Annotated in this window: 24 protein-coding genes and 1 pseudogene; 11 read left to right on the top strand and 14 right to left on the bottom strand. The window is 68.8% G+C overall.

Features of this window, described 5'->3' with window-relative positions; genetic code table 11:
- Positions 1 to 79: 79 nt before the first annotated feature.
- Positions 80 to 1,234, top strand: coding sequence for an IS481 family transposase (locus CVV72_RS07880; protein WP_219145817.1), 1,155 nt, complete (start codon positions 80 to 82; stop codon positions 1,232 to 1,234).
- Between the two features lie 41 nt (positions 1,235 to 1,275).
- Here the strand turns inward: CVV72_RS07880 and CVV72_RS07875 are convergent, their stop codons facing one another.
- Genes CVV72_RS07875 through CVV72_RS07860 form a run of 4 tightly spaced genes read right to left on the bottom strand, consistent with a single transcriptional unit; the run spans position 1,276 to position 6,148 of the window.
- Positions 1,276 to 2,412: a family 2 encapsulin nanocompartment cargo protein terpene cyclase gene (locus tag CVV72_RS07875; RefSeq protein ID WP_219151740.1), complete on the bottom strand. Its 1,137-nt coding sequence runs from the start codon at positions 2,410 to 2,412 to the stop codon at positions 1,276 to 1,278.
- A 27-nt stretch (positions 2,413 to 2,439) separates the two neighbouring features.
- A complete protein-coding gene (locus CVV72_RS07870) occupies positions 2,440 to 3,303 on the bottom strand; it encodes a geranyl diphosphate 2-C-methyltransferase (protein WP_219151739.1) in 864 nt (287 codons plus the stop codon).
- A 38-nt stretch (positions 3,304 to 3,341) separates the two neighbouring features.
- Entirely contained in the window at positions 3,342 to 4,730 is a 1,389-nt protein-coding gene (locus CVV72_RS07865; protein ID WP_219151738.1) for a family 2B encapsulin nanocompartment shell protein, read from the bottom strand.
- Complete coding sequence (locus CVV72_RS07860) at positions 4,727 to 6,148, bottom strand: family 2B encapsulin nanocompartment shell protein (protein WP_219151737.1); 1,422 nt, start codon at positions 6,146 to 6,148, stop codon at positions 4,727 to 4,729. The genes CVV72_RS07865 and CVV72_RS07860 overlap by 4 nt, the downstream gene beginning before the upstream one ends.
- Positions 6,149 to 6,600: 452 nt before the next feature.
- On the opposite strand from CVV72_RS07860, the gene CVV72_RS07855 reads away from it, so the two are divergent.
- Genes CVV72_RS07855 through CVV72_RS07845 form a run of 3 tightly spaced genes read left to right on the top strand, consistent with a single transcriptional unit; the run spans position 6,601 to position 8,199 of the window.
- Positions 6,601 to 6,927 carry a helix-turn-helix transcriptional regulator gene (locus tag CVV72_RS07855; RefSeq protein ID WP_219151736.1) on the top strand — a complete coding sequence of 109 codons (327 nt, stop codon included), beginning with the start codon at positions 6,601 to 6,603 and terminating at the stop codon, positions 6,925 to 6,927.
- The gene (locus tag CVV72_RS07850; protein ID WP_219151735.1) at positions 6,924 to 7,577 is read left to right on the top strand and encodes a cation transporter; all 654 of its coding nucleotides are present in this window, start codon (positions 6,924 to 6,926) and stop codon (positions 7,575 to 7,577) included. Before CVV72_RS07855 ends, CVV72_RS07850 begins: the two co-directional genes overlap by 4 nt.
- 10 nt (positions 7,578 to 7,587) lie before the next feature.
- The gene (locus tag CVV72_RS07845; protein WP_219151734.1) at positions 7,588 to 8,199 is read left to right on the top strand and encodes a class I SAM-dependent methyltransferase; all 612 of its coding nucleotides are present in this window, start codon (positions 7,588 to 7,590) and stop codon (positions 8,197 to 8,199) included.
- Between the two features lie 120 nt (positions 8,200 to 8,319).
- Here the strand turns inward: CVV72_RS07845 and CVV72_RS07840 are convergent, their stop codons facing one another.
- Both CVV72_RS07840 and CVV72_RS07835 read right to left on the bottom strand, forming a co-directional pair.
- Positions 8,320 to 9,159 (bottom strand): MBL fold metallo-hydrolase, encoded by an 840-nt coding sequence (locus CVV72_RS07840; protein WP_219151733.1) that lies wholly within the window; start codon positions 9,157 to 9,159, stop codon positions 8,320 to 8,322.
- A 327-nt stretch (positions 9,160 to 9,486) separates the two neighbouring features.
- Complete coding sequence (locus CVV72_RS07835; RefSeq protein ID WP_219151732.1) at positions 9,487 to 10,068, bottom strand: TetR/AcrR family transcriptional regulator; 582 nt, start codon at positions 10,066 to 10,068, stop codon at positions 9,487 to 9,489.
- 70 nt (positions 10,069 to 10,138) lie between these two features.
- Here CVV72_RS07835 and CVV72_RS07830 point away from each other — a divergent pair, with 70 nt between their 5' ends.
- Positions 10,139 to 11,032, top strand: coding sequence for an NADP-dependent oxidoreductase (locus CVV72_RS07830; protein ID WP_219151731.1), 894 nt, complete (start codon positions 10,139 to 10,141; stop codon positions 11,030 to 11,032).
- Between the two features lie 6 nt (positions 11,033 to 11,038).
- Here CVV72_RS07830 and rraA read toward each other — a convergent pair whose 3' ends face one another.
- Both rraA and CVV72_RS07820 read right to left on the bottom strand, forming a co-directional pair.
- The gene (gene rraA / locus CVV72_RS07825; RefSeq protein WP_219151730.1) at positions 11,039 to 11,524 is read right to left on the bottom strand and encodes a ribonuclease E activity regulator RraA; all 486 of its coding nucleotides are present in this window, start codon (positions 11,522 to 11,524) and stop codon (positions 11,039 to 11,041) included.
- 13 nt (positions 11,525 to 11,537) lie between these two features.
- Positions 11,538 to 12,137 (bottom strand): TetR/AcrR family transcriptional regulator, encoded by a 600-nt coding sequence (locus tag CVV72_RS07820; protein WP_219151729.1) that lies wholly within the window; start codon positions 12,135 to 12,137, stop codon positions 11,538 to 11,540.
- A 63-nt stretch (positions 12,138 to 12,200) separates the two neighbouring features.
- On the opposite strand from CVV72_RS07820, the gene CVV72_RS07815 reads away from it, so the two are divergent.
- Positions 12,201 to 12,437 carry a hypothetical protein gene (locus tag CVV72_RS07815; protein ID WP_255632576.1) on the top strand — a complete coding sequence of 79 codons (237 nt, stop codon included), beginning with the start codon at positions 12,201 to 12,203 and terminating at the stop codon, positions 12,435 to 12,437.
- 2 nt (positions 12,438 to 12,439) lie between these two features.
- Here the strand turns inward: CVV72_RS07815 and CVV72_RS41535 are convergent, their stop codons facing one another.
- Genes CVV72_RS41535 through CVV72_RS07805 form a run of 3 tightly spaced genes read right to left on the bottom strand, consistent with a single transcriptional unit; the run spans position 12,440 to position 13,958 of the window.
- Positions 12,440 to 12,748: a hypothetical protein gene (locus tag CVV72_RS41535; RefSeq protein WP_255632825.1), complete on the bottom strand. Its 309-nt coding sequence runs from the start codon at positions 12,746 to 12,748 to the stop codon at positions 12,440 to 12,442.
- Positions 12,721 to 13,029, bottom strand: a complete 309-nt coding sequence (locus tag CVV72_RS41530; protein WP_255632760.1) for an NAD(P)H-binding protein — start codon at positions 13,027 to 13,029, stop codon at positions 12,721 to 12,723. The genes CVV72_RS41535 and CVV72_RS41530 overlap by 28 nt, the downstream gene beginning before the upstream one ends.
- Positions 13,030 to 13,055: 26 nt before the next feature.
- Positions 13,056 to 13,958 carry an EamA family transporter gene (locus CVV72_RS07805; RefSeq protein WP_219151728.1) on the bottom strand — a complete coding sequence of 301 codons (903 nt, stop codon included), beginning with the start codon at positions 13,956 to 13,958 and terminating at the stop codon, positions 13,056 to 13,058.
- 79 nt (positions 13,959 to 14,037) lie between these two features.
- Here CVV72_RS07805 and CVV72_RS07800 point away from each other — a divergent pair, with 79 nt between their 5' ends.
- A complete protein-coding gene (locus CVV72_RS07800) occupies positions 14,038 to 14,922 on the top strand; it encodes a LysR family transcriptional regulator (RefSeq protein WP_219151727.1) in 885 nt (294 codons plus the stop codon).
- 210 nt (positions 14,923 to 15,132) lie between these two features.
- Here the strand turns inward: CVV72_RS07800 and CVV72_RS07795 are convergent, their stop codons facing one another.
- Positions 15,133 to 15,993 carry an NAD(P)-dependent oxidoreductase gene (locus CVV72_RS07795; RefSeq protein WP_219151726.1) on the bottom strand — a complete coding sequence of 287 codons (861 nt, stop codon included), beginning with the start codon at positions 15,991 to 15,993 and terminating at the stop codon, positions 15,133 to 15,135.
- Positions 15,994 to 16,004: 11 nt separating this feature from the next.
- The gene (locus CVV72_RS07790; protein ID WP_219151725.1) at positions 16,005 to 16,880 is read right to left on the bottom strand and encodes an NAD(P)-dependent oxidoreductase; all 876 of its coding nucleotides are present in this window, start codon (positions 16,878 to 16,880) and stop codon (positions 16,005 to 16,007) included.
- Positions 16,881 to 16,975: 95 nt separating this feature from the next.
- Between CVV72_RS07790 and CVV72_RS07785 the strand changes: the two are divergent.
- The 4 genes and pseudogenes from CVV72_RS07785 to CVV72_RS07770 all read left to right on the top strand — a co-directional run bounded on the left by CVV72_RS07785 (position 16,976) and on the right by CVV72_RS07770 (position 24,195).
- Positions 16,976 to 20,124, top strand: a pseudogene (locus tag CVV72_RS07785) (BTAD domain-containing putative transcriptional regulator).
- Positions 20,125 to 20,271: 147 nt separating this feature from the next.
- Positions 20,272 to 22,848, top strand: a complete 2,577-nt coding sequence (locus CVV72_RS07780; RefSeq protein ID WP_219153863.1) for an FtsX-like permease family protein — start codon at positions 20,272 to 20,274, stop codon at positions 22,846 to 22,848.
- Complete coding sequence (locus CVV72_RS07775; protein ID WP_219151724.1) at positions 22,841 to 23,533, top strand: ABC transporter ATP-binding protein; 693 nt, start codon at positions 22,841 to 22,843, stop codon at positions 23,531 to 23,533. Before CVV72_RS07780 ends, CVV72_RS07775 begins: the two co-directional genes overlap by 8 nt.
- The gene (locus CVV72_RS07770; RefSeq protein ID WP_219151723.1) at positions 23,533 to 24,195 is read left to right on the top strand and encodes an ABC transporter ATP-binding protein; all 663 of its coding nucleotides are present in this window, start codon (positions 23,533 to 23,535) and stop codon (positions 24,193 to 24,195) included. The genes CVV72_RS07775 and CVV72_RS07770 overlap by 1 nt, the downstream gene beginning before the upstream one ends.
- Positions 24,196 to 24,284: 89 nt before the next feature.
- Here the strand turns inward: CVV72_RS07770 and CVV72_RS07765 are convergent, their stop codons facing one another.
- On the bottom strand, positions 24,285 to 25,928 hold the full coding sequence (locus tag CVV72_RS07765; RefSeq protein WP_255632575.1) for a tannase/feruloyl esterase family alpha/beta hydrolase: 1,644 nt from the start codon (positions 25,926 to 25,928) through the stop codon (positions 24,285 to 24,287).
- Positions 25,929 to 26,003 lie beyond the last annotated feature (75 nt).

Genomic DNA, 26,003 nt, shown 5'->3' with positions numbered 1-26,003 from the left:
TGAACACTGACCGGCCTGTCGGCGTGATGACCAGGGTGTTTGTGGTGATCATCCGGCGATGGGCAGTACAGGGTTTTCGATGGATCCTGAGTTCGTCGCCGCGGTTGCGCGGGTCGCCGCGGGCGAGAAGATCAACATTTCGGGGTTCTGCCGTGACCGCGGCATCTCCCGGGGCGTGTTCCACAAGTATGTGACCCGGTTCAAAGCCGAGGGCGTGGATGGGTTCATCCGCCGCAGCACCGCTCCGCGTCACCATCCGACCGCGTTCGGGCCGGAAGTGGCCGAGGCGGTGCTGCGGGCCCGCAAAGAGCTCGAGGACGAGGGCTGGGACAACGGGCCGATCTCGATCCACTGGCGGCTGGAAGACGCCGGGTTCGAGCCGTTGCCGTCACGGTCGGCGATCTACCGGATCCTGCGTGATCGCGGCCAGATCACCCCGGAGCCGCGAAAGAGGCCCCGCACGAGGCGCCGGTTCGAATACGCCGACCCCAACGGGTGCTGGCAGATCGATGGCATGGAGTACTACCTGGCCGATGGGCAGAAGGTCTGCATCATCCAGATCCTCGACGACCATTCCCGCCTCGACGTCGGCACCTACGCCGCGGCCAGCGAGAACAGTGCTGACACCTGGGCGGCGTTGCAGCAGGCCTTCGCCGGCTACGGAGTACCGGTGAAAGTGCTCTCCGACAACGGCTTGGCTTTCTCCGGCAAGCACCGTGGCCTCATGGTCGAGCTGGAACGCCACCTCGCCGGAGAGGGTGTCACCACGATCGCCTCCTCGGTCTATCACCCGCAGACCTGCGGGAAGAACGAACGCGTCCACCAAACCCTGCAAAAGTGGCTCGCCGCACGACCCCCAGCCGAGAACCTCGTTGCCCTGCAACACCTTCTCGACCAATACCGGCACACCTACAACACCCAGCGACGGCACCAGAGCCTCGACGGCCAGACCCCGCAGCAACGCTACGACGCCAGCCCCAAAACCGCGCCATCCACCAACCGGCAAGCCCCCAGCGGCACCACCCAGCGGCCGATATCCGCCACCGGCGTCATCGCGTTCTCCGGCTGCTCCATCGTCCTCGGCCGACGCTGGGCAGGCCACACCGCGACCGTGTTCTGGCAAGGCGACCGCATCACCATCATGATCGGCGACACGGTCACCCACCAGCTCACACTCAACCGCTCAGTACGCTACCAACGTCTCACCAACCAGAAACCGTTCACGAAGTCCTGAAACACATCTGTTCACGAAGTCCTGAAACAGGACATGTCGTTCTAACGCTCCTTACCACTCACGACCCTGTACCGGGGGCTCGTCGAGTGCCATTCGAAACCGCCGCCCATCCATCCACGCAGTCCGCGCAAGAACCGTTGCAGCTCGACGGACGGAACAGCGCTCAGCTTTTCGTGCGCCGACTGGAAGTCCCGTACGACGTCGTTGTGCAGTTCGACGGTGATGGCCGTGGCCTCTTCGATCGAGCATTTGCGGTCGCCGGCGATCAGCAGGACCGCGTTGCAGGGCGGCGATTCGTCCTCCAGATCCTTGGCGACCGAGTGCACGTCGTTGACGAGCACGGCCGCCGTCCCGGCTTGGATCGCCGCCTCGCGGACCCGCGGGTCGTAGTAGAGGTTCGAGGTCAGTTCGTAGCCACCGAGGACGTCGATCAACGTCATCGAGGTGTAGAAGCTGTCGTGCTGCCGTGCCGCGAGGTATTCCCACGCCGGCGGGTATTTCCCGCTGTGGCGCCATGCGGCGTAGGCGGACCAGCTCACGAACATCGCGAAGGTCGAGTAGCAGACCCGCTGGACCTGCGCGGCGGTCCCGGATCGCCGCAGGAAGTCCGTCGCCGAGCGCAGCGCCACCAGCACCCGGTCGTTCCGCAGTGTTCCGTCGAGGTCGCGGCTGAATTCGCCCAGCGACGGCACCGGGTCCATGGCGGCCATCGCCAGTGCGAGCTTCGGCGGCAGCTCGGCGGGCACGGCGCCGAGGGAGGTGTCGTCGGCGTAGAGGTCGTCGGCCGCCCACCACGCGGCGTTGAGTTTCGCCGAGATCAGCAGCCGGTCCGGGTCCTCACAATCCGGATGGGCGAGCATGACGAGCCTGCCGAATCCCGCCTTCCCGATCTGCTCGCACTCCTCCTCGCCGAAGCCGCACTCCCCCGCCCACAGGACGAGCCGCCGGTCGACCTCATGGGCGAGTGGATCGTTGATCCGTTCGGTGACGGGGCAGTACAGCGGCGGCGCCGATCCGTCGCCCCACGGCCGGTAGGCGTACGCCGGGTCGAGAGCGGGTTCCTCAGGCGACGGAGCCTCCTGAGGAACAGCGGTCAGCCGGGCCGCCAGCCGGGCGGCTGACGTGCCCAGCCCGCTCGGACCGGCCAGCAGTGTGGCGAGCGCACCCTGTTCGGTCATCGCTTTGCTCCGATGGTCTCGCGCGGATCAGACGCGGTCGGCGGCGATCAGCAGGTAGTGGAAGCTGCCTTCGCGATAGGCGTCCAAGAACGGTCCCTCGATCCCGGTCGCCACCGACGACTTCGCCCGCAGCTCCCAGTACGGGATCGTGTCCGGCGTCAGATCCACCACCGAGATCGGCACCAGCCCGTTCGCCGTCATGGCCTTGAAGTACTCACTGCGCGGATGGATGTTGCAGGTGTAGTGCTGGTCGATCTGCGCGACGGCCTTGGAGCGGCCACCGGTCACGTCGTTGTAGCACCCGGTGATGGTGACGTACCGCCCGCCGAACTCCAGCTGCCGCGCGTGCTCGGCGAAGAGTTCGTGGAGGTCGACGTACATCGTGCTTTCGTTGTTCCAGATCGCCTTGCGCGAGCCGGTTTCGAAGCCGGTGTCGAGCATGTTGCGGAAGTGGTAGCGCACCCGGTCGGCGACGCCCCTGATCTCCGCCTGGTGATTGGCGAACTCGACCTGCTTCTCGGAGATGGAGATCCCGTCGACGTGGCAGCCGAACCGCGCGTTGGCCATGATGCTGGATCCGCCGCGTCCACAGCCGGCGTCGAGGAGCCGGTCGTCCGGTTTGACGTCACCGAGGTGATCGAGCAGGACGTCCGCCTGAGCGGTCTCCAGCCGGTGCATCTCGGCGATGATCCGCTCGTCGCGAGTGTTCTCGGGGCCTTCCAGCACCGACCAGTCGACCTCGCCGATCCCGTAGTGGTGGTGGTAGAGCCCGTCCACATCGCCCAGCCGCAGGTTGACCGGATCCTTTTCCTTGTTCCAGTACGACGCCACCGACTTCTGGTACTCGGTGCGCAATACCTTGGCAGGAGCGGGAGTACGGGCGATGGTCACGTGTGTGGTCCTTTCTGGAGCGTTGTTGTTCGTTGTCGTCACCGGGCGACCTCGACGTTCTCCAGGACACCGAGCGCGTCCGGAACGAGCACGGCGGCCGAGTAGTAGGTGCTGACCAGGTAGCTGGCGATCGCCTGTTCGTTGATGCCGTCGAAACGCACGTTCAGACCCGGTTCGTACTCGTCGGGCAGGCCGGTCTGGTGCAGCCCGATCACGCCGTTGTCCTCGACACCGGTCCGCATCGCGAGGATCGCGGACGTGCCGCTGTCGGTGATCGGGAGCTTGTCGCAGGGCAGCAGCGGCACGCCGCGCCACGCGGCGACCACCTTCCCGTCGACCGTGGTGCCCTCCGGATACAGGCCGCGGCGCGTGCATTCCCTGCCGAACGCGGCGATCGCCTTCGGATGGGCGAGGAAGAACTTCGTCTTGCGGCGACGGCTGACGAGTTCGTCCATGTCGTCGGGTGTCGGCGGGCCCGACCTGGTCTGGAACCGCGACTTGAGGTCGGCGTTGTGCAGCAGACCGAACTCGCGGTTGTTGATCAGGTCGTACTCCTGCCGCTCCCGCAGCGCCGCCACGGTCAGCCGGAGTTGCTCGTCGAACTGGTCCATCGGCCCGTTGTAGAGATCGGTCACGCGCGTGTGCACCCGCAGCGACGTCTGCGCGACGGCGAGGTCGTACTCGCGCGGCGAGATCTCGTAGTCGACGAACGTGCCGGGAAGCAGCGGCTCGCCGTCGTGCCCGGACGACATCCCGATCTCGGCCTCGCCCTTGGCGTTCTGCGGCTTTCCCTTGCGCGCCAGCATGTCCTGGACGTGGCGGCGCATCGCCTCCGACCGGCCGTTGAGGTCGGCGAAGTCTTCGGCGCGCAGGGTCAGCACGGTCACCGGGGTGACGGCCTTGGCGGTGAACGGCCAGTTCCGGTCGATGCCGGCGAGCATTTCGTCACCGAAATGGTCGCCGTCGGCCATGCTGCCGACCGAGGCTTCGGCGCCGTACTCGCCCGGCACCACCTTGGCGATCTTGCCGTGCGCGACCAGCACGACCTCGTCGAGCGGAGTCCCGTGGCCGACGATGGTCTCGTCGGGCTGGTACTCGTGCTGCACGAACCGGTCGGCGAGCGCGGTGAGCGTGTCCTCGTCGTCGAAACCCCGCAGCAGGGCCAATTCCGCGAGCTCCTGCGGGACGACCCGGACCTCGGTGCCGACGTTGGTGAAGCTCACTCGTCCGTCACCGATCGCGTAGGTCAGCCGCCGGTTGACCCGGAAGGTACCGCCGGACGCCTCGACCCAGGGCAACATCTTCAGCAGCCAGCGCGGCGTGATGCTCTGCATCTGCGGCCGCGTCTTGGTGGTCGTCGCCAGGTTGCGCGCGGCGGCGGGGCCGAGACTGAGGCGCCGGTCGGCCTCCGGCGTCGTGGCGGTCATCCTTCGCGGCCGAGTTCGGCGGCTTCAAGGACGGCCAGCGCGTCCGGGACGAGTACGGCCGCGGAGTAGTAGGTGCTGACGAGGTAGGAGATGATCGCCTGCTCCGAGATCCCCATGAACCGGACGTTCAGGCCGGGTTCGTATTCGTCCGGCAGGCCGATCTGACGGAGACCGACGACGCCCTGGTTCTTCTCGCCGGTGCGCATCAGCAGCACGGAACTCGTGCTGGTCTGGCTCACCGGGATCTTGTTGCAGGGCAGGATCGGCACCCCGCGCCAGGAGGGCACCTTGTGGCCGCCGAGATCGGTTCCGGTCGGGTAGATCCCGCGTTTGCTGCACTCGCGGCTGAACGCGGCGATCGTGCGCGGATGCGCGAGGAAGAAACCGGGTTCCTTCCACACCAGTGCGAGCAGATCGTCGAAGTCGTCCGGAGTGGGCGGACCGGTGCGGGTCGCGATGCGCTGGGTGAAGTCGGCGTTGTGGAGCAGGCCGAAGTCCGTGTTGTTGATCATTTCGTACTCTTGCCGCTCGCGCAGCGCCTCGATGGTCAGCCGCAACTGCTGCTCGGTCTGGTCCATCGGCTGGTTGTAGAGATCGGACACCCGGCTGTGAACCCGGAGCACCGTCTGGGCCACGCTCAGTTCGTATTCGCGCGGCGAGGTCTCGTAGTCGACGAACGTGCCCGGGAGCAGCGGCTCGCCGTCGTGCCCGGAGGAGATGTCGATCTCGGCCTCGCCGAAGTCGTTGGCGCGTCCGGAATCCTGCGACGCCTGCTCGATCTGCGCCTGCAGCGATTCGGACTCTTCCAGTACGCGCTCGAAGTCCTGTCGGGCCAGGGTGAGCACGGTGCAGGCGGTGGCCGCCTTCGCGGTGAACTCCCAGATGCCGTCACCGTCCACGAGGGCTTGCGCGCCGAAGTAGTCGCCGTCCTTGACCACGCCCAGCGCGGTCTCGTCACCGTACGGGCCGGGGCCGGTCTTGGTGATCTTGCCGTGCGCGATGAGATAGACCCGGTCGGCCCGGTGGCCGAATTCGACGAGTACGTCGCCTGCCGCCACTTCCTGCTGTTCGAAGCGGCGGGAGAGTTCGGCGAGTACTTCTTCGTCGTCATATCCCTTGAGCGGCTTCAGTTCTCCCAGTTCCGCCGGGATCACGCTGACCTCGGTGCCGGCCTTCGAGAAGCTCACCCGTCCGTCACCGACCGAGTAATTGAGCCTCCGGTTGACCCGGTAGGCACCACCGTTCACCTGAACCCATTCGAGCGATTTCAGCAGCCACCGGGACGAAATCCCCTGCATTTGCGGAACGGATTTGGTGGTCGTCGCCAGGTTACGCGCGGCGGCCCTGCCCAAGCTCAGCTGCGGATTTTCCGGCCCCTGGACACCTTCGGCGGAAGTGTCCGATTCGGTCACGGTCACAGCAAGGTCCACCCTTCGATAGTCGTGTGAACAAACAAGATCCACAATTCGCGGCGCGCCGGTCCTGCCCCGAAGTGCGGCCCGCAGGATCAACATAGCAAGGGGTTTTTCCCACACAAGCGCACTTTCAGGTAATAGGACAAGGCCACCCGAATGCCGAATTCCCGTCGCGCACAAAGCCTTTGGACAACGTCACGCGACGTTTTGCGGCGGCCACGCAATCGGGCCAGCAATTGTGCCGAGGTGTCACGCGAAGCCGCGCCGGAACTCCCCCGGGTACCCGCGATGCGGCCGTTGGAGTGGCCACACGGGACTCTTTCGGGTCGCTCCGGCGTCCGTGTTCGGCGATGGCTTGACAGACCGCGACGAAACAGAGGGTCGCGTCCGGACACTCTGTCGGGTCATTGTTCAGCGCTTGCTGATATGTCAGCGATGACTGTACTGTCACGCCTGTGCTGACATGTGAGACTCAAGGGGCCGCCCTGGCCCGGCTCGGACGGGCCCTCGCCGACCCGAACCGATGCCGGATCCTGGTCGCCCTGCTCGACGGCGTGAACTATCCCGGGCTGCTGGCCGGGCAACTCGGGTTGAGCCGCTCGAACGTCTCGAACCATCTCGCCTGCCTGCGGGGTTGCGGTCTCGTCGTGGCCACCTACGAAGGCCGGCAGGTCCGTTACTCGCTGGCGGACGCGCATCTCGCTCGCGCACTGCGGGAACTCGTCCAGGTCGTACTGGCCGTCGACACGGCCGAACCCTGCATGGACGAGGTACTCCGGTGAGCGTGGAGAGTGGTTCCTGCGCGGACGGCTGCTGCGCCGCGAAGCCCGCGGTGGCCCCGGATCGCCGTGCCGTGCTCTCCCGGCGGGTCCGGCTCCTGGTCGCCGCGACGATCACGTACAACGTCGTCGAGGCGGTCGTCGCCATCTCGGCGGGCACCATCGCCTCGTCGACGGCGCTGATCGGCTTCGGCCTGGACTCGGTCATCGAGGTCGCCTCGGCCGCGGCGGTGGCCTGGCAGTTCTCCGGCAAGGATCCCGAAGCCCGCGAACGCGTTGCGCTCAAGGTGATCGCGGTGTCCTTCTTCGCACTGGCCGCGTACGTCACCGTCGAATCGGTCCGCACCCTGTTCGGCGCCGACCCCGCCGAGCACTCGCCTGTCGGCATCGTGCTGGCGGCGGTTTCGTTGCTCGTGATGCCGTTCCTGTCCTATGCCCAGCGCCGCACCGGGCGCGAACTCGGCTCCGCGAGTGCCGTCGCCGACTCGAAGCAGACCTTGCTCTGCACCTATCTGTCCGGTGTGCTGCTCGTCGGGCTGCTGCTCAACAGCCTGTTCGGCTGGTACTGGGCCGATCCGCTGGTCGCGCTCGTCATCGCCGCCGTCGCGATCAAGGAAGGCCGCGAGGCCTGGCGCGGTGAACACTGCTGCTGAAAGGAGCGCCATGACCCGGCCCGCCCGATGGACTCGTTACTGGGACGGCAAATCCGAGAACTACGACCGGGAGATGCAGTTCCTTGACCGGAAGCTCTTCGGCGATTCCCGTGCGTGGGCCTGCGGCCAGGCCACCGGCGAAGTCCTCGAAGTCGCCGTCGGCACCGGCCTGAACCTGCCGCTCTATCCCGCCGGCGTCACGCTCACCGGTATCGATCTCAGTGACGGCATGCTCGCCATCGCCCGCGGCCGCGCCGAACGCCTCGGCCACTCGGTGACGTTACGGCGGGCCGATGCCCATGACCTGCCCTTCGACGCCGACTCGTTCGACACGGTGGTCTGCACTCTCGGACTCTGCGCCATCCCCGACGACGGCAAGGCGTTGCGGGAGATGGCCAGGGTGCTCCGGCCAAGAGGCAGGCTCATCCTGCTCGACCACATCGCGAGCTCGTCGCGCGCCGTCCGCGGTCTGCAGTGGATCGCCGAAAAGATCACCGTGCCGATGGCGGGTGAGCACTTCCTCCGCCGCCCGCTCGACAAAATGGACGGTCTCGGTTTGGCCGTGGAACACCGGGAGCGGTTCAAACTCGGGCTGGTGGAACGGCTCGTCGCGCGCAAGTGAACCCTGATGGCGTGACCTTCCCTCGCCGCCGCGGCGGTCATCGTCACCGGCGGGGCGATCGCGGTGACCGTGGCGATCTCCACGGGCGGCGGTGCCTCCGGTGGCAGCGTTTCGGGGCAGTCACGGGAGCTCTGTGTCATGCCGAGAGGCTGAGGGCTGTCTCCGGGCGAGCCTCTGTGCTTGCCCGGCGTGCAGATCGCTCACCCATTCCCAGCCGGGTTTCGCCGACGGGCCGATTCGCGGGTCGTCCGGAGTCCGGCCGTCGCGCAGCGCGTGCACGTACGCCCGATCCAGGTCGATCCGTGCACGCAGTTCCCCGGCACCGCCGACGGCCCCGTGGCCGGGTACGACGACGTCGACGTCGCCCGCGACGTCTTCGATCACCCGGAGCCCGGCCAGGTAGTCCTCGACCGGATTCCCGTGGTCGTCGAACATCGGCACCAGGACGTCGGAAAGCATGTCGCCCGCGACGAGCACCCCAGGTTCCTCGATCAGCAGCGCCGCATGACCGGGAGCGTGGGCCGGATGCTCGACGATCCGGATGTGCGGGCCGTCCCAAGGGATCCGGGTGGTTCCGGCGGGCAGGCCGGCGATGAGGCCGAACAGGTCCAGCGGCACCTCCCCGGCGATTTCCGGCGGCAGCCCCTCGGCGACACCGGTCTTCCAGTCCGCGGCCGACCGCAGATCTCGCAGGTACTCCGCGCACCGGGCGGTGCCGTACCGAGGCGCGTCACCCAGTTCGGGGTGCCAGAGCACGTGATCCCAGTCGGGATGCGTGGCGAAACCCGCCACCACCGATCGGCCCGACTCGGAGAGATCGTTCGCGAGACAGGCCATTTCACCGCTCGTGATACCGGGGTCGACGAGCAACACGCCGTCCCCGCCCTCCACGACGACCGTGTTGTTCTCGAGCAACGCGCTCTGATGGACCAGCACACCCTCCGCGACCTGTGTCAGCACGGCGTTCCCTCCAGATTGTGATGTGCAACCGCTTTGTCGAGACGGTCCTCAATGACTGTCCACAAGGGACGAAGAGCTGAATTCAGGCGCCCGATTCGAGCGCTTTCCGCAGTCTTGCACGGGGTCGTGAGTGGCAAGTGTCGTTCTAACCCTCTTTACCGCTCACGCCCCTCCGCGGAAACGGACATGCAGGAAGAAAGTCGGCATGCGCCACCGAAGAGTGACCAACGTGGACACCAAAGGTCCCGGCCGGTCGAGAAACTCGCCGTGAAATCCGCAAAGTCCTGCGCGGCGAACGTCCACAACCCGCCACGTCAGCTTCACCCCTCACCAAGCGGGATCGCCGGCTTCCCAGGCCGCTTCGATCATCCGGAAGATCTCGTTCACCGCGGCCTCCGGATCGGCCGCCTCACGGCCGAGCGAGTAGGCGTCGATCACGAACCGCGCGATCGTCCGGCAGGCGATCGCGGACCGCGACAACTCCGGATCCGCCGCGATGGCCGCCGCCAGGGACTCCGCGTGACGCAACCGCATCGCATCCTCGTACTCCCGCAACGCGGGCGACTCGTCGATCATGCGCCAGATCGGGGCGGCGCCGTCCGCCGTGCAGTGGCGCACCATCGCGTGGACCTCCCGGCGCAGCGCGGGAATGAGCGGCTCGTGCGGGGCCCGTTCGGTGACCGCCCGCGCGAGGCCACGCTCGAACTCCGCGTCCTGCCCGAAAACCAAGGCCTCTTTCGAGGCGAAGTGGGAGAAGAGTGTCGTGACGGCCACGTCGGCCTCCGCGGCCACCTCGCGGATACCCACCGCGTCGTACCCGCGTTCGAGGAAAAGCCGCAGCGCGGTGTCGGCGATCTTCTGACGGGTCGCGGCCTTCTTCCGCTCACGACGTCCGGTCGGCACGGTCATGCGGTGACGCTATCAGATCCAAAACAACAACGGCTCCAAAACGCTAACGGTTAGTGCTACGGTCGATCTTATGAAGAAAGTGATCTTCACCGAGTTCGGTGGTCCGGAAGTCCTGCAGCTCGTCGACGCCGTAGATCCGCACGCCGGCCCGGGCCAGGTGCGCATCGCGGTGCGGGCCGCCGGGGTGAACCCCGTCGACTGGAGAATCCGTGAAGGCCAGGTTCTCGGCGCGCATCCGATCGTGTTGCCGTCCGGCGTGGGCCTGGACGCCGCCGGAGTGGTGGACGAGGTCGGCGAAGGTGTCGTCGGAGTGGACGTCGGCGACTTCGTGTTCGGCGAGGGCGCGAGCACCTATGCCGAGTTCGCCGTGCTGACGGCGTGGGCCGTGATGCCCGAAGGGTTGACCTTCGAGGAGGCGGCCGGATATCCCTCCGTGGTCGAGACCGCGATCCGGCTGATCCGCGAAGTCGGCGTGCGCCCTGGCGAGAATCTTCTGGTCAGCGGCGCGTCCGGCGGGGTCGGGTCGGCGGTGCTGCAGATCGCGCGGGAACGCGGCATCGCGGTGATCGGCACGGCGGGGGCCGCGAACCAGGAGTACCTGCGCGGCCTGGGCGCGCTCGCCACGACCTACGGCGAGGGCTGGGAAGAGCGGGTGCGGCGGCTCGGCCGCGTCGACGCCGCTCTGGATCTGGCCGGGTCCGGGGTGATCGCCGAACTGGTCGAGCTCACCGGGGATCCGGCGAAGGTCGTCTCCATCGCCGATCTCGGTGCGCCGGAGTTCGGTGTCCGCTTTTCCGGCGTGGCCGGGAGCGTGCCGGACGCACTGGCCGAGGCCGTCGACCTCATCTCACGGGGGAGGCTGCGCATCCCGGTCGAGAAGGCCTACTCGCTCGCTGACGCCGCGGCGGCGCATGCCGACAGCCATGCCGGGCACACCCGTGGCCGCCGGGTCATCGTCGTCTGAGCCGGTTCAGGAGCCGGCCGCGGGAAGGATCACGACGCCGTCGTCATCGGCGTAGAGCGTGTCGCCGGGAGTGAACGTCACTCCCCCGAAACCGACAGGGACGTCGACAGCACCGACGCCCGCCTTGGAACTCTTGCGCGGGTTGGTGCCGAGCGCCTTCACCCCGAGCGGGAGCCCGGCGAGCTCGGTGCTGTCCCGTACCGCGCCGTTGACGACGATGCCGGACCAGCCGTGGTCGACGGCGGACTTCGCGATCATGTCGCCGGTGAGCGCGCTGTGCAGCGAGCCGCCACCGTCGACCACCAGGACGGCGCCGTCACCGGGAGTGGCCAGGAGCTTCTTGACCAGGCCGTTGTCCTCGTGACAGGAGACGGTCCGGATCGGGCCCGAGAACTTCCGGTGCCCGCCGAACTGGCGGAACTGGGTGTCGCAGACGCGCAGCCGGTCGCCGTGTTCGTCCACGAGGTCGGCGGTGGTGAAGGAATCGATCACGGGCACGAGCTTCTCATGTCGCCTCTGGCGGGAACACCGAGTCCAGCACGTGAGTGAGGATGGCGGCGGGATCGGCGGCCGGTGCGACCGCCTGACGCAGGGCGAGCCCGATGCCCAGAGCGCCCAGCATCACGACGGCCTCCTGGAGCGGCAGGGCGGGTTCGAGGCGGAGTCGCCGCGCATGCTCGGCGAGCAGGGAGACGACCTCGTCGTCATGACGCCGCTGGACGGCGGCGACGAGCGCGGCGGTTTCCGGTTGCTGCGCCGTCGCGGCGAGCACTTCCGCGGCCGCCGCGCTCCATTGGGCGGCGTCCTTGTCCACCACGTCGACAGGGGCCAGAGCCGCGATCACGTCGTTCCGGCCGGCGGCGAGGGCGAGGGTCTTCCTCAACTGCTCCAAGTGCCCCTCCGCGGCGGCTTCGATGATCGCCAGCCACAGCCCTTCCTTACCGCCGAAGTGCTTGTAGACGGCGCCGCGGGTGTACCCGGCGTCGGCCGCGATCTCCTCGACAGTCGCCGCCAGGAAGCCGCGCCGCAGGAAGACCTGACGCCCGGCCTCCAGCAGGTGCTCGTGGGTGCGCCGCTGTTGCTCGGCCCGCGTCAGCCTGGTCATCGCCCCACCCGATTCAGTAACAGAACGTTTCTGGATACACGACGTTACTGTATCGTCCGGTGCATGGATTTCCTGGCACCCGTGGCCGCGTTTCTCAGCCTCCCCCTCTTCCTGGCCGGGTTCGCGTGGTACGCCGCGCGTGCCCGGCGCGCAGGCGTCAGCCAGTCGCTGTTGGCGCCGATCGAGGAAATCTGGGACCCGATCTCGCACAAGACCAACATCGAGATCCAGATCGAGGCCGAACGAAGTCCGGAGACGCCCTCGCCCGGAGACCCTCCCGAGCTGAAGTGGCGGGTCTAGCGTCAGTACCCGACGGTGAAATGCCGGTCCTTGCCCGGATTCTCGAGTTCGTCCACGACGGCGACCGCGAGATCCTCCGCCGAGATCCCGGACGATCCGTCCTCCGCGGTGAGGATGATCGTCGTTCCCCGTCGGTAGGCCCCGGTCCTGACACCGGGCTCGAGTATCGCGGGCGGGCTGAGGTACACCCAGTTCCCCGAGTGGGCCTCGCATGCCCGGAGTTGGCTCGTACTGGCCGAGGCGATGGTCCGCCACGCCGGCGGTACGAACGCCGGGTCGTCGATCACCAGCCCGCCGGACGGCGACCGCAACGGCCCGGAGCCGCCGATGACCAGGACGCGAGTGCCCGCCGCGGCGTCGAGCAGGGCCGTGACCGTGCGGGGGACCGTGTCTTCGGCGCCGGGTGCGGGTCTCGTCGCCCCACGACGGCATCGACTCCCCCGAAGACGGCCCTCATGTGACCGGTATCGGTGACGTCGCCGCGCACGACTTCCACGTCCGGATGCGGGAGTGCCGGTGGAGTGCGGCGAAAGACCGCGGTGACGTGGTGTCCGCGGGAAACGGCCTCGGCGACGATCCGGGAACCCGCCATTCCCGACGCTCCGACAACGGCGATCCTCATCGGACGACGCCTTCCTGCTTGCTCTTCGGGGTGATCTGGCCCGCCACGATCGAGGCCAGGGCGAGCGCGAACCCGGCGAGCTGGATCGGCCCGAGCGACTGACCGAGCAGCACGGAGCCGAGCACCGCGGCCACCATCGGCGAGAGCAGGCCGAGGACCGCGACCGAGGTGACCGGCAAGGACGTGATGCCGCGGAACCAGAGGACGTAGGCGAGCAGACCGCCGATCAGACCGAGCCAGAGGTAACCAAGGGCCGCGTTCAGGTCGATGGCGGGCGGTGCGCCTTCGACCAGGAAGGTCACCGGCACCAGGAACAACCCGCCCGCGGTGAGCTGCCACGAGGCGAACGCGGTCGGCCCGACGTCGACGGGCCGACCCCATCGCTTGGTGAGCGTGACGCCGAGCGCCATGGTGCCCGCGCCACCGAGCCCGGCGAGCACCCCGACGAGGTCGAAGCCGGCCGCGGGCCCGATCACCACTAGGCCGACACCCACGATCCCGACGATCCCCCAGGCGAACCGCCACGCGGACGGGCTCTGACGCAACACGGCCACGGCGAGGATCGCGACGAGCAGCGGCTGGGCGGCGCCGAGGGTGGCCGCGACTCCGCCGGGCAACCGTTCGGCGGCGACGAACAGCAGGGGGAAGAACAGCCCGATGTTGAGGACGCCGAGCGCTGCGGCCTTCAGCCACCAGGTGCCGCGCGGGAGGGTACGGGTGATGGCGAGCACGATCAGGCCGGCGGGCAAGGCGCGCATGAGTCCCGCGAAAAGCGGATGTCCCGGCGGGAGGAGTTCGGTGGTGACCACGTAGGTCGTCCCCCAGACCATGGGGGCGAAGGCGGTCAGCGCCGTCCCGGCGAGACCCGCGGCGAGCGGTGTGGTCGTCAGCGTTTTCACGCTTCCCAGCTTCGACGCCGATGATCGATGAGTCCAACACATGTTTGTCACTTGATCCATCGTGATTCAAGATGGATCAATGGAGCTTCAGCAGATGCGGTACGTCGTGGCCGTGGCGGAGACGAACAGCTTCACGCGCGCCGCGCAACGGTGTCTCGTCGTGCAATCGGCGCTGAGCCACCAGATCGCGCGGCTGGAACGGGAACTCGGCGCGCGGCTGTTCGAGCGCACGAGCCGCCGGGTGCGGCTCACCCTCGCCGGCGAGGCGTTCCTGCCCGCCGCCCGGCAATGCCTGGAGGCCGCCGAGCGGGCCGGATCGGAGGTCGCGGCGGCCGTCGGCGAGATCCGCGGGCGCCTCACGGTCGGAGTAATCCCGACCGTCGCGGCGGTCGACGTCCCGGCTGCCCTGCAGACCTTCCGTGGCCGGTATCCGCACGTCCGGATCGGGCTGCGGGTCGGGGCGAGCGGGCAGCTGGTGGAGCAGATCAAGGACGGTGCGATCGAGGTCGCGTTCCTCGGCCTCCCGGTGACCGACCGGCCGGACGGCGTGGCCACCTGCGAACTGGGCCGCGACGATCTGATCGCCGTGGTGGCTCCCGCACACCCTCTCGCCGTCGAGTCCGAAGTGGACTTGAAGCGGCTTTCGTCGGAGGTGTTCGTCGACTTCCCCTCCGGATCCGCGGGACGCGCCCAGACGGACCAGGCCTTCGCCGCGGCGGGAGTGACCCGGGAGGTCGCCTTCGAGGTGACGGCCGCCGACTTCATGGCGCGGCTCATCCATCAGGGATTGGGGGTGGCGCTGCTGCCGTCGAAATTCGTGCCGAACCTGACCGACGTGGTCACCGTGCCGGTGCGGGACGCGCCCGCGCGCATCGAACACCTCGTCTGGAACCGCTTCACGGTCACTCCGGCGGCGAAGGCCTTCCTGGAGATTCTGGGCGTCGCGACTGGAACGAACGGCTAGCTCCCAGGGTGAGATTTCCGCGGGCCGTTCCGTGAAGGCCTCCTTGAGGGACTCTGGGTCCCTCAAGGAGGCCTTCACGGAATCGGTCGTCGCGACGGTCAGCCGAGGAACTCGACCTTCACACCTGCTGGGTGCGCGGGCCGCGGCCGTGTCGTCCGCCGGATCACGCGTGTCGTCCGGTCAGCCACGTGACATCGTCGGTCAAGGCACCTACTTGTGGTCCGCCTTGATGATCTCGAAGAGGCTGGTCCACGAGCTGCGTCCGTGTCCGGCGGCGATCGCCCGATCGTAGTGCGACTTGACCGCCTCCGGCAGGAGCACGTCGATCCCGGCGTCCCGGCTCGCCTGGACGATGTGGTCGGCCGTCGCGCCCATCATGGTCACGTTGGCGTCGTCGCCGGGGTGCTCGCGCTTCTCGATCTGTTCGACCGCGGCGTCCAGGTAGAAATCCATCATCGTGAAGTTGTCCTTGGCGTACGGGAGGAACTTCTGCGCGGGCACGCCTGCCGAGCGGACCAGCGCGCTCGCGTGCAGGAACACCGAAAGCGAGGTCAGGAAGATGTCCAGCTGCGCCTGGTAGAACAGCTGTGCCAGCCGGACGTCCTCACCGAGGAAGTCCGGTCGCCCGATCAGCGCCAGCGTTTCGCGGTGCTTCTCGAAGACGTCGGTCGGGCCGCTGTAGAAGACGTACGCCTCGTCCTTGCCCACCAGTTCGGCGGGCACCATCACGCCACCGGCGATGAACCGCCCGCCCCTGGCCTCGACCCAGTCCGCGGCTTCGCGGGTCTTCTCCGGGGTGTCCGAGCTGAGATTGACGATCACCTTGCCCGCCAGGACATCTTCGGCCTTGCCGAGGATGTCGTACATCGCGGCGTAGTCGGTGAGGCTCAGCAACACCAGATCCGACGCCGCAACCGCGTCCGCGGGGGTCGCGGCGCGCACCGCACCCGCGGCGACGACGTCGTCCGCACGGGCGGCGGTGCGGTTCCAGACGGTCACTCCGTGGCCGTTCTCCAGGAGCACCCGGACCATGGCCTGTCCCATCGGGCCGAGCCCGATCAGTGTGATCATTGTTTTTTCCTTTACTTCTTGAGGAGTTCGATGACGCCGATGAGGTCTTCGGCGCCGCGGCCGTCGGCGACTCGCCGGTCCATCAGCGACTGGAGCGGCGTGAGCAACTCGGCGCTGATGCCCTGGTCCTTCGCCGCCTGCGCGAGGTTCGGGTAGGCGGCCGCCTGCATTCCGATGTTCGACACGACGTCGGTCACGTAGTCGCCGTCGTCGATCTGCTCGGCGGAGCGCTCCAGGAAGCCGCTCATCGCGTCGATCCATGCTCGGAGCAGCGGCGCGAATTCCCGCGCCTTGACCCCGGCCGAGCCGACGAGCGCGTACGCCTGGATGACGCCGATGAAGTACCCGTACATCCCGCTGAGCAGCGCGATGTCGTGCAACGGTGCCAGCCCCGGGTCCGCACCGAGGTAGTTGGCGCCGCCGAAGGTGTCGAGCGCGGTGCGTGCCCGGCCGAAGACCGTGCCCGAACCGCTGTAGAAGATGAACGCCGCCGGGGTGCCGATCATCGGCGGGACGGCCATGATCCCGCCGTCCAGGTACTCCGCGCCCAGTTCTTCGGCCCAAGCACCCATTTCGCGTGCCTGGCCGGGGGTGCCGTTGGTCAGGTTGATCAGCTGCCGTCCCTTGAGCTCGGACGCCACCGGGTCGAGGACCTCGTGCACCGAGTCGTAGTCGAGCAGGCAGGCGATCACGATGTGGTTCGCCGCGAGAGCCTCCGAGACGGTCGAAGCGATCGAAGCTCCCTTCGCCGCCACCGCCTCGGCGCGGCTCGCGGTCCGGTTCCACACCGTGACCGGATGGCCCGCGGCCAGTAGTGCCTCTGTGAGCGCGGTTCCCATCGCGCCCAGCCCCAGTACCGTCACCGGGGTCTTGCCGTGTTCGCTCATGGGACCACCGTGACGCGGGCCGCGCACGGATCGCTGCGGGTCCGCGCACGGCCTCGCGCACGGTCTTGTCGGTGGTCCGCGCTAACGTCGGTTTCGTGAGATTCGGAGTGCTGGGACCACTCGCCGTGTGGACGACCGCGGGCGAGCCCGTCGTCGTGCCCGAGGCGAAGGTCCGCCTCCTGCTCGCCGGGCTGCTGAGCCGCGACGGCAGGGCGGCGTCGGTGTCAATCCGGGCAACACCTTGCAGACGAAGGTCTCTCAGCTACGCCGCACGCTGGATCGCGCCGAGCCAGGCGCGCGGGAACTCGTGACGCACCAGCCGGCCGGGTATGTCCTCGCCGTCGAGCCGGGCGACCTGGACGTCCATCGGTTCCGCGCGCTCACCGCCCGTGCCCGCGACGCCGTCGACCCGCGTGCCCGTGCCGCTTTGCTGGCGGATGCGCTGGCGTTGTGGCGAGGGCCCGCGTACGCCGGATTCGAGGACGAGACGTTCGCCGTCGCCGCCGCTCAGCGGCTGGAGGAGGAAAGGCTGCTCGCCGAAGAGGAGCGAGCCGAAGCCCGGCTGGCGCTCGGCGAACACGGCGTCCTCACCGGGGAGCTGGCCGGGCTGGTCTCGCGCCATCCGCTCCGGGAACGACTCCGTGGCCTGCTGATGCGTGCCTTGTACGCGGCCGGACGGCACAGTGAAGCTCTCGAAACCTACGCCGAACTGCGCGCCCGCCTGCGTGACGAATCCGGTCTCGAACCGGGCCCGGAGCTCGCGGCGTTGCACCAGGCGATCCTCACCCGCAGTCCGGATCTCGAGCCGGTCCGGGCCGCCCGGCCGGTACGCGGGAATCTGCCGGAGGCGTTGACCGAATTGATCGGCCGCACGACAGCGGTCAAGGAGGTCGTAGCGCTCGTCACCGACGCGCGGCTGGTCACCCTCACCGGGCCCGGCGGCGTGGGCAAGACCCGGCTCGCCATCGAGGCCGCTTCGAAGCTCCAGATGGGCGACGGCACCTGGCTCGTCGAGCTGGCGGGTCTGGACAACGTCGAGTGCCCGACGTGCCCGCCCGAGGATCTCGTCGCCGTCGTCCTGGCGGCCGTGCTGGATCTCCGGGAGGACGCGACGTCGACCGGAACGCTGACCCAGTCGCTGGCCGATGCGTTGCGGGACAAGGAGATCCTGCTCGTACTGGACAACTGCGAACAGGTCGTCGAACCGGTCGCCGCGCTGGTGGAAAAGCTGCTCGCGACGGCGCCCCGGCTCCGCGTGCTCGCCACCAGCCAGGAGCCGCTCGGGTTGCCTGGGGAGAACGTCTGGGCGGTACCGCCGCTGGAGCTGCCCGAGCTGCCGGATTTCGCCGCCGTGCGGGAGTCGAGCGCGGTCCGGCTGTTCGCCGCCCGCGCCGCGGCGGCCGCGCCGGGGTTCGCGCTCGACGCGGAGAACGCGGCCGTGGTCGCCCGGATCTGCCGCACTCTCGACGGCATCCCGCTGGCGCTCGAACTCGCCGCCACCCGGGTGCGGACACTGGGTGTGCACGAACTCCTCGCCCGCCTCGACGACCGCTTCGCCCTGCTGTCTTCGGGCAGGCGAGGCGGGCCGCGTCGCCAGCAGACGCTCCGGGCGATGATCGACTGGAGCTGGAGCCTGTTGAGCGAGCCCGAGCAGATCGTGCTGCGCAGGCTCGCCATCCACGCCGAGGGTTGCGGGCTCGACGCGGCGGAGTCGGTCTGCGCCGGCGGCGAGATCGCCGCAGGCGATGTGCTGGACCTCGTGTCGCGGCTCGTCGACAGGTCGCTGGTGGTCAGCAGGCCTGGCAGATCGGGCGAACCCCGGTTCCGGCTGCTGGAGTCCGTATCGGCGTACGCCTTGGACCACGCCGAGCAGGCGGGTGAACTCGACGACCTGTACTTGCGGCACGCCCGCTTCCACATGGAGCTGGCCGAACGCGGGGACACGGGCCTGCGCGGGAGAGAGCAGCGGCGCTGGCTCGACAGGCTGGACGCCGAAGGGGCCAACACCCGGCGCGCGCTGGAAACGCTGCTGCGGCAAGGAGAACATCGGCTCGCGTTGCGGCTGGTGAACGCGACGGTGTGGTTCTGGTTCCTCCGCGGACGGCTCACCGAGGCCAAGCGCTCGCTGGATCTCGTACTCGGCACCGAGGCCGCCACCGGAGACGAGTACGCGCAGGCGCTCGGCTGGCGCACCGGGATCGCCGTGCTCGACGGCACCGCCATGGACGGCGCGGCAGAAGAGACCGTATGGGGCATCACCGATCCCCTCGTGCGGGCGCGAACATTGTGGTTCCTCGGCTACGCGTGGTCCACGGTCGGTGATCTGTGCCGGGCGGAGAAGTTCACCCTCGGCGCGCTGGAAACCGCCCGCGACATAGGTGACGATTGGAGCGCCGCCGCCGCGCTGAGCGACCGAGCGGCCCACCTGATCGCCGGCGGCGACCTCACCGGAGGTGGCCGCATCGCCGCGCAGAGCGCCGCCGTCTTCGACGGGCTCGGCGAACGCTGGGGCTGGTTGCAGGCCTCGTTCGTCATCGGCATGCTGGCGTCGATCGCCGGGGACTACGACCACGCCGCCCGCGTCCATCGGGAAAGCCTGCGCCGCGCGGAGGAACTGGAGCTGTGGCCGGAGGTCTCCTACAAACTGTCCTGGCTGGGCCGGACCGCGCTGCTCACTGGCGACTTCGAAGAAGCGAAGGAGTTCCACGAACGGGCCAGGACGTTGGCCGTCGAGCACAGTTTCAAACCCGGCGAGGTCTACGCCGAGACCGGGCTCGCCCTCGGCGCGCGGCGTCAGGGGCTGTTCGAGGAGGCGGAGCAGCGGCTGCTGTCCATATTGGACTGGCATCGCCGCGTGGAGTCCGAAGCAGGCAGCACGCTGATCCTGGCGGAGCTCGGGTTCATCGCCGAGCAACGCGGAGACGTCGTGGCGGCGAAGCGACTCCAACTGGACGGTCTCGCGATCGCCCGTCACAGTGAGGATCCCCGTGCGATCGCCCTCGGTCTCGAAGGCCTGGCCGGTGCGGAGGCGGCGGCCGGCTCGTATCACCTGGCCGCGCGGCTCCTCGGCGCCGCCGCGGCCTCGCGGCGCTCGGTGGGGGCTCCCCTGCCGATAGCCGAACGCGGCGACGTCGACAGGATCACCGGCATGATCGTCGCGGCGATCGGAGAAACCGCATTCTCGGCGGAGAGTCAGGCGGGTGAGGCGACGCCGATCGATCGATTGGTGACGGACAGTCAGTGATCACGTACCCGTATCACCACAATGGACCAGGCCTTACTTCACGTCCGCAACAAACAGTGATTCCTTCCTGTCGCCAGAGGGCCGTGACCGGTAGCGTGCGTATCCATGCGGGTGAGGTGGGGGGCTCCCGGCGGGCCCAGGGTGACGATGCCGTGGCGAGCTGCTCCGAAGGCGGCACTGACCAGTCCTCTGACCTTGATCATCGCCGCGGTGACCACCTTGCTGGCGTGTTTCCTCGGCACCGCGGCCGTCCTGCAGGCCTCGGCCGCGGGTGGCGCGGCCGTGACGTATCAGTCCGGCATGGTGTGCCCGGACTACTACGGGCCGGTCTTCAGCAAGGACAACGTGCCCGCCGCGGTGGCTCCGCAGGTCGTCGACTCGGTCCGCCGGAACGCCCCGGCGCACGGCTTCTCCGCACCGGTGACCTCCCGCTACACGCCTTACCTCTTCGGCACCGAGTTCAACGGTGACCCCAACTACAAGGTCGTCCTCGCCCATCGTGACCAGGCCACGCAGGGTCATCTCGACGTGGCGAGCGGATCCGCGGGCGCCGGTTTCCTGCTCGGCACCGTCGTCGCCGGAGCGGAGAACATCAAGGTAGGGGCCACCCCGAGCATCAAGGGCACCCCGATTCCTCCGGTGACCGGGCTGTACCGCGACCTTCCCGACCCGGCGCCGCGCTGGTGGTGTTCACAGCAGCGGAACGCCGTCGTGAGCAGGCTCGCCAACGATCCGCTCGACTCGGTCATGTTCGCCGACGACGGGAAGACGTTCGACGACACGGTCCGCGCGCTGGGCGTCCCGACGATCAAGACGCTGCACATGTCGTTCTACGAGGCTCCGCCCAAGACGGTGAGCGAAGCCGAGGACCTGCAGGAACGTTCGAAGGCCCTCATCGCCGCGGTCAAGGCGGATCTCGGCTCCCGCGGCCTCGGTGACGCGATCGTCGGGTCTCTGCCGTTCGAGCGCTCGGTCGAGATCAGCAACCAGGCGGAATCGAATGTCCTGATCTCGATCCTGCCGCTCGCGGCCATCAGCATCCTCGTCGGCTGCGCGGGGATCGGCACCGTCGCGTTGCAGTGGTACCAGCGGCGGCACCCCCAGCTGAGGCTGCTGTCCGCGCGGGGCAGCGGCCCCGGGGCGCTGGGGCTGCTCGCGGTCGCCGAACTCGGGCTTCCGATCGTCGCCGGTGGTGCGGCGGGCGCGGCGCTCGCCCGGTTGTTGCTCGGGCTTTACGGACCACCGGGCGAACTGGACGACGGCGCGACGTTCTGGGGATCGCTGGTCGCGGCCGCGATCCTGCTCATCTCCCTCGCGCTGCTCGCCGGGGTGATCTCCGTCCGGACCCATCGGGAGTTCGAACTCGGCCGGGTCCGCTCCGGACGGCGCAAGAAGGTGAAGTTCCTGGCCTTCTTCCCGTGGGAGCTGCTCACCGCGGGTGTCGCCCTGCTCGGCTGGAACCGGCTCGTCGACTACAGCAAGGGTTCGCGGATCGGCAATCCGCTTCCCCAGGTCGATCCGCTGGCGCTCACGTATCCGGTGTTCGTCGTACTCACGGTCGGGCTCGTCGCCGCACGGCTGGCCTGGCTCGCCCTGCACGCGTCGCATCGCGCCCGCCTGTGGTCCCGGCCCGCTCTGCAGCTGGCCATCCGGCGGCTCGCCAGCGCCCGCGCGCCGGTCACCGGTGTACTCGTGATCGGCACGCTCGCCATCGGGACCCTGGCCACCGGCATCGGCATCGCGCGCGGTCAGGAAGAGGCCCTGCAGACGAAGTCCGCCATCTTCGTCGGGGCCGAGACCAGGGTCGACACCGAAAGCGTCGTCGGCACCGGGAAGGTCGCGCTGCCCGCCTCACTGGACGGCAGCACCACGATCGTCGGCGAGCTGACCGGCACCGGCAATGTCGTGCTGGTCGTGGACCCGCGGACCTTCCGGCAGGCCGCCACGCTCGGCCCGCTCGACGGCGCCGAGGTCGACCGGCTGCTGAGCGGTCTGTCAGGCCAGGCTGCCGGTGTCCCGGCCATCCGGATCGGACACGACGCCGCCCAGAAGACCACGCTGCCCGCCGGACTCGCCGATGCCGAGGCGATCGGTGAACTGCCGATGTTCCCGATCATCGGCACCAAGGCCGGCTACGTGATCTCGCGGGAATCGCTCACCGAGGCGCAGTTGCGCACCGTGCCCAAGTGGAGCGTGCTGTCGAGCTCGTCGATGACGCACGTGACCGAAGCGCTGGCCTCGGTGGGAGTGGTGACGGCGGTCAACCGCGTCACCCGTGAGTCGGCGCTCGACGCGCTCCCGTTCTACGTGGTGGCGTGGACGTTCTCGTTCATGGCGCTGCTCGGGGCCGTGCTCGGCGTGGTGGCCGTGCTGTCGCTGCTGGTCGCGGTCGAAGTCCGGCGGCGCCAGAACGCGCTGGCCGGCGCCCTGGTACTGCGGATGGGAATGCGGCCGCGTGCCCTGCTGGCGAGCCATTTGATGGAACTGGGTGCCCTGAGCGGGCTCGCTGTGGTCATCGGCGTCGTATGCGGTGTCTCGGTCGCGGGGCTTTCGGTGCCACGGTTCGACCCGGCGACGTTCCTCCCACCGCAGTCGGCACTACCCGACCCGACCCCGCTCGCCCTGACCGTGCTCGCCGTCGGTGTGCTCGTCGTGGCGCTGGCGGGCTGGATCGCGATGCGCTCGGTGCGCACCGCCCGGACCGCGGAGTTGATCCGTGCCTGAGAAACCGATCTTCCGGCTGCGCGGGATCGGCGTCGACTACCAGACGCCGGCGGGCACGGTCACCGGCGTCGAAGACGTCACCTTCGACATCCCGGCGCGCGGAATCACCGTGCTGGCGGGGCCGTCCGGCTCCGGCAAGTCCACCCTGCTGCGGACGCTCGGCCTCTTCGAGCAGCCCGTGCGGGGCACGATCTCCTTCCAGGGCAGCGAAACCGGCAAGCTGCGGCATCGTGACCGGCGGGCGCTGCGGCGGAACCATCTCGGCCTGGTGTTCCAGAACCCGACCGACAACCTGCTCGCGTATCTGAGCGTCGCGGACAATCTGCGCGCGGCCGCGGAATCGGCAGGGACCGAATGCCTTCCCGACGACATCCTCGAGCAGCTGGGACTCGGCGGGACCGGCAGCTGGCGGATTTCCGCGCTGTCGGGCGGGCAGCAGCAGCGTCTCGCCTTCGGCTGCACCCTGGCCCGCCGCTCGACCGTCGTCCTCGCCGACGAGCCGACGTCCCAGCTGGACGAAGGCTCCGCCGACCGGGTGCTCGACACCCTGAGGTACCTGGCGGGTCAGGATTTCGCCGTCATCGTCGCCTCGCACGACGACCGGCTCATCGAACTCGGCAGCCGGGTCGCGCGAATGCACAAGGGCAGACTGGAAGAAGTCGAAGAACGGGAGGTCGTGCCGTGATGGCGGAACCCGCCCTCGAGGCCGTCGGGTTGCGCCGCCGGTTCCCCCATCCCAGCGGGGACGTCGAAGTGCTGCGCGGACTCGAACTGCGGGTGGCCGCGGGCGAACTGGTCACCGTGTCCGGCCGGTCGGGTTCCGGCAAGAGCGCGCTGCTGGCGCTGCTGTGCGGTTTCGACTCGCCCGATTCCGGCAGTGTCCTGCTGGACGGCGTCCCGATAGCGGGCGCGCCGCCGTGGCACACCTGCGCGGTCCTGCCGCAGGCGCTCGGCCTCGCGAACGAGCTGACCATCGCGGAGAACGTCGCGCTGCCGCTGCGGCTCCGGTCCGACGTCCCCAAACCCAGCGCGAAGGACATCCACACGCGGGTTTCGGAGCTGCTGGAGGAACTCGGGATCGGCGATCTCGGGGACCGCTATCCGCTCGAGGTCTCGTTCGGTCAGCAGCAACGGGTCGCGCTGGCCAGGGCGGTCAGCGGGCGGCCCCGGGTCCTGCTCACCGACGAGCCGACGGCGCATCTGGACGCTGGGAGCACGCCCCGGGTGCTTCGGCTGCTGCGGCGCTGCGCCGAGGAGGGTGCCGCGGTCATCGTGGCGACGCACGACGACGAGGTGCACCGGATCGCGGACCGGCGGGTACGACTGCTGGACGGCGTCCTTTCCTGACTGGCTCTTGAGAAGCGCGTGAAGGCCCCCTTCCCTCGGCTCAGCCGAGGGAAGGGGGCCTTCACGCGCTGTCGTAGTGGTCGCTAGGCCTACGGAGCGACCGGTCCAGCCTTCCCGTACAGACCGTTCCCCGCCCAGTTCACAAGATCGTGCGAGGGCCGCGAAGGCGGGACGGGCACGAAGTTCGCGGCGTCGTCGACACTTCCGGTGCCGTCGTACTTCGCCTGCAGCGGGTACGGGAACACCGGCCGCGTGCGGAACACCTTGCCGTCGGCGTCGCGGCCGGTGGCGATCGTCCGGTCCGGCGCGGTGCCACGCTCGACCCAGGAGACGAGCTCCTTCAGCGGGTCGTACTCGGTCAGCTTGTCGCCGGTCGCGCAGTGGTACAGCGCGGGCACCATGAACAGCCGCGCCCAGTCCCGCGTCGCGGCGGGGCCGCCGTTGGCGCGGGTGAGCCGCTCGTAGTAGTCGATGCTGCCCGCGGCCGGGATCGCCTGGTCCGCCCAGCCGTGCCAGATGACGAGTTTCCCGCCCGCGCGCCGGAATTCGCGCAGGTCCGGAGCCATCGCGTTGGAGCGGACGCCTTCCGGGGTCAGCCTGTCGAATTCACGAGCGGTGAAGGCGAACTTCTCGACCGACGAATGCGGTGTCCCGATCGGGTAGGCCATGTACTTCAGGTAGTTGTCGGCGAGCGCGTGCGCGAAGGGAATCCCGCCGGTTTCCGGGGACGGGATGATCCAGCCGTACCAGGAGAGCTCGGAGCCGACGGTCTGGCCGCCGGGGTATAGCTTGCGACCGTGTTCGTCGGTCGGCGGCGCGTAGAGCTTCCTGGTGGCTTCGACCTGTGCGGCGGTGAGGCAGCCCGCGTTGTCGGTGCCCGGCGGGCAGGCGATCGTGGCCGGGTCGAAACGGCAGGTGCGCGGATCGTCGATGGCACCGTCGCCGAGCCCGTCGGACTTGTCGCAAGAGGACAGTGCGGCGGCGTGCAGGGCCGGGAGTTTGTCCTCGGTCAGGATCGGCTTGCCGTCGGCGCCGGTGTTCACCTTGGCGAGCCAGGTCTGGTAGACGCCGAGCAGCGGCCCCCAGTATCCGGCGGGCGCGCCCGCGACGATGCCGTCGAAGTCGTGGGGATAGCGCTGTGCGAGCAGAAGCGCTTCGCGACCGCCGTCCGAGCAACCACTGAAGTACGACTTCTTCGGCGGAGCGCCGTAGAACTGCGTGATCAGCCGCTTGGACGCCTTCGAGACCACGTGCGGCGCACGGAACGCGAAGTCGTCGCGCGCGGCCTGGTCGTTTTCGGCCCACTTGCCGTCATCGACGACAGCGGGGGTCTTGCCGACGTGACCGTCGTCGGTGGCCGCGACCGCGACGTCGCCGCCGTGCGGGAGACCGCAATCGGCGAACGGAGGCGTGGTGACCACCCCGCAGAATCCGCCGCAGCCGAACTGCAGGTACCGGCCCGCGTAGGTCTGGGTCGGCAGCCGCAGCTGGAACCGCACAGCGGGTTCGACGTGGCCGCGCACGTCGCAGTTCTCCGGTTCGGTCGCCGTCGCCGGTACCACGGTCGCGGTCTCGACGTGCGTGACCGCGCCGGGGATGTCATAGGTCCGCACCAGGTCGGCGCAGGTGCGCACCGGGCGGAACGTCGTTTCGCCGGCGGTGGCCGCCGGAGCCGTGAGTATCGAGCCTGCCGTGATGAGCGCTGCCACGCCGAGCATGGACAACCGCCGCATGTCCCCACCCCAGTTTCCCGGATCGGCTTCAGTCGTGTCTTCACCCTGGCCCCGGCCCCATCGGTTGTCCACCAG

The organism is Amycolatopsis sp. TNS106 (assembly GCF_019330265.1).
Classification (GTDB): domain Bacteria; phylum Actinomycetota; class Actinomycetes; order Mycobacteriales; family Pseudonocardiaceae; genus Amycolatopsis; species Amycolatopsis lurida.
Note: the sequence above shows the minus strand (reverse complement) of the source record. Positions and strands in the feature narration are given on the sequence as shown.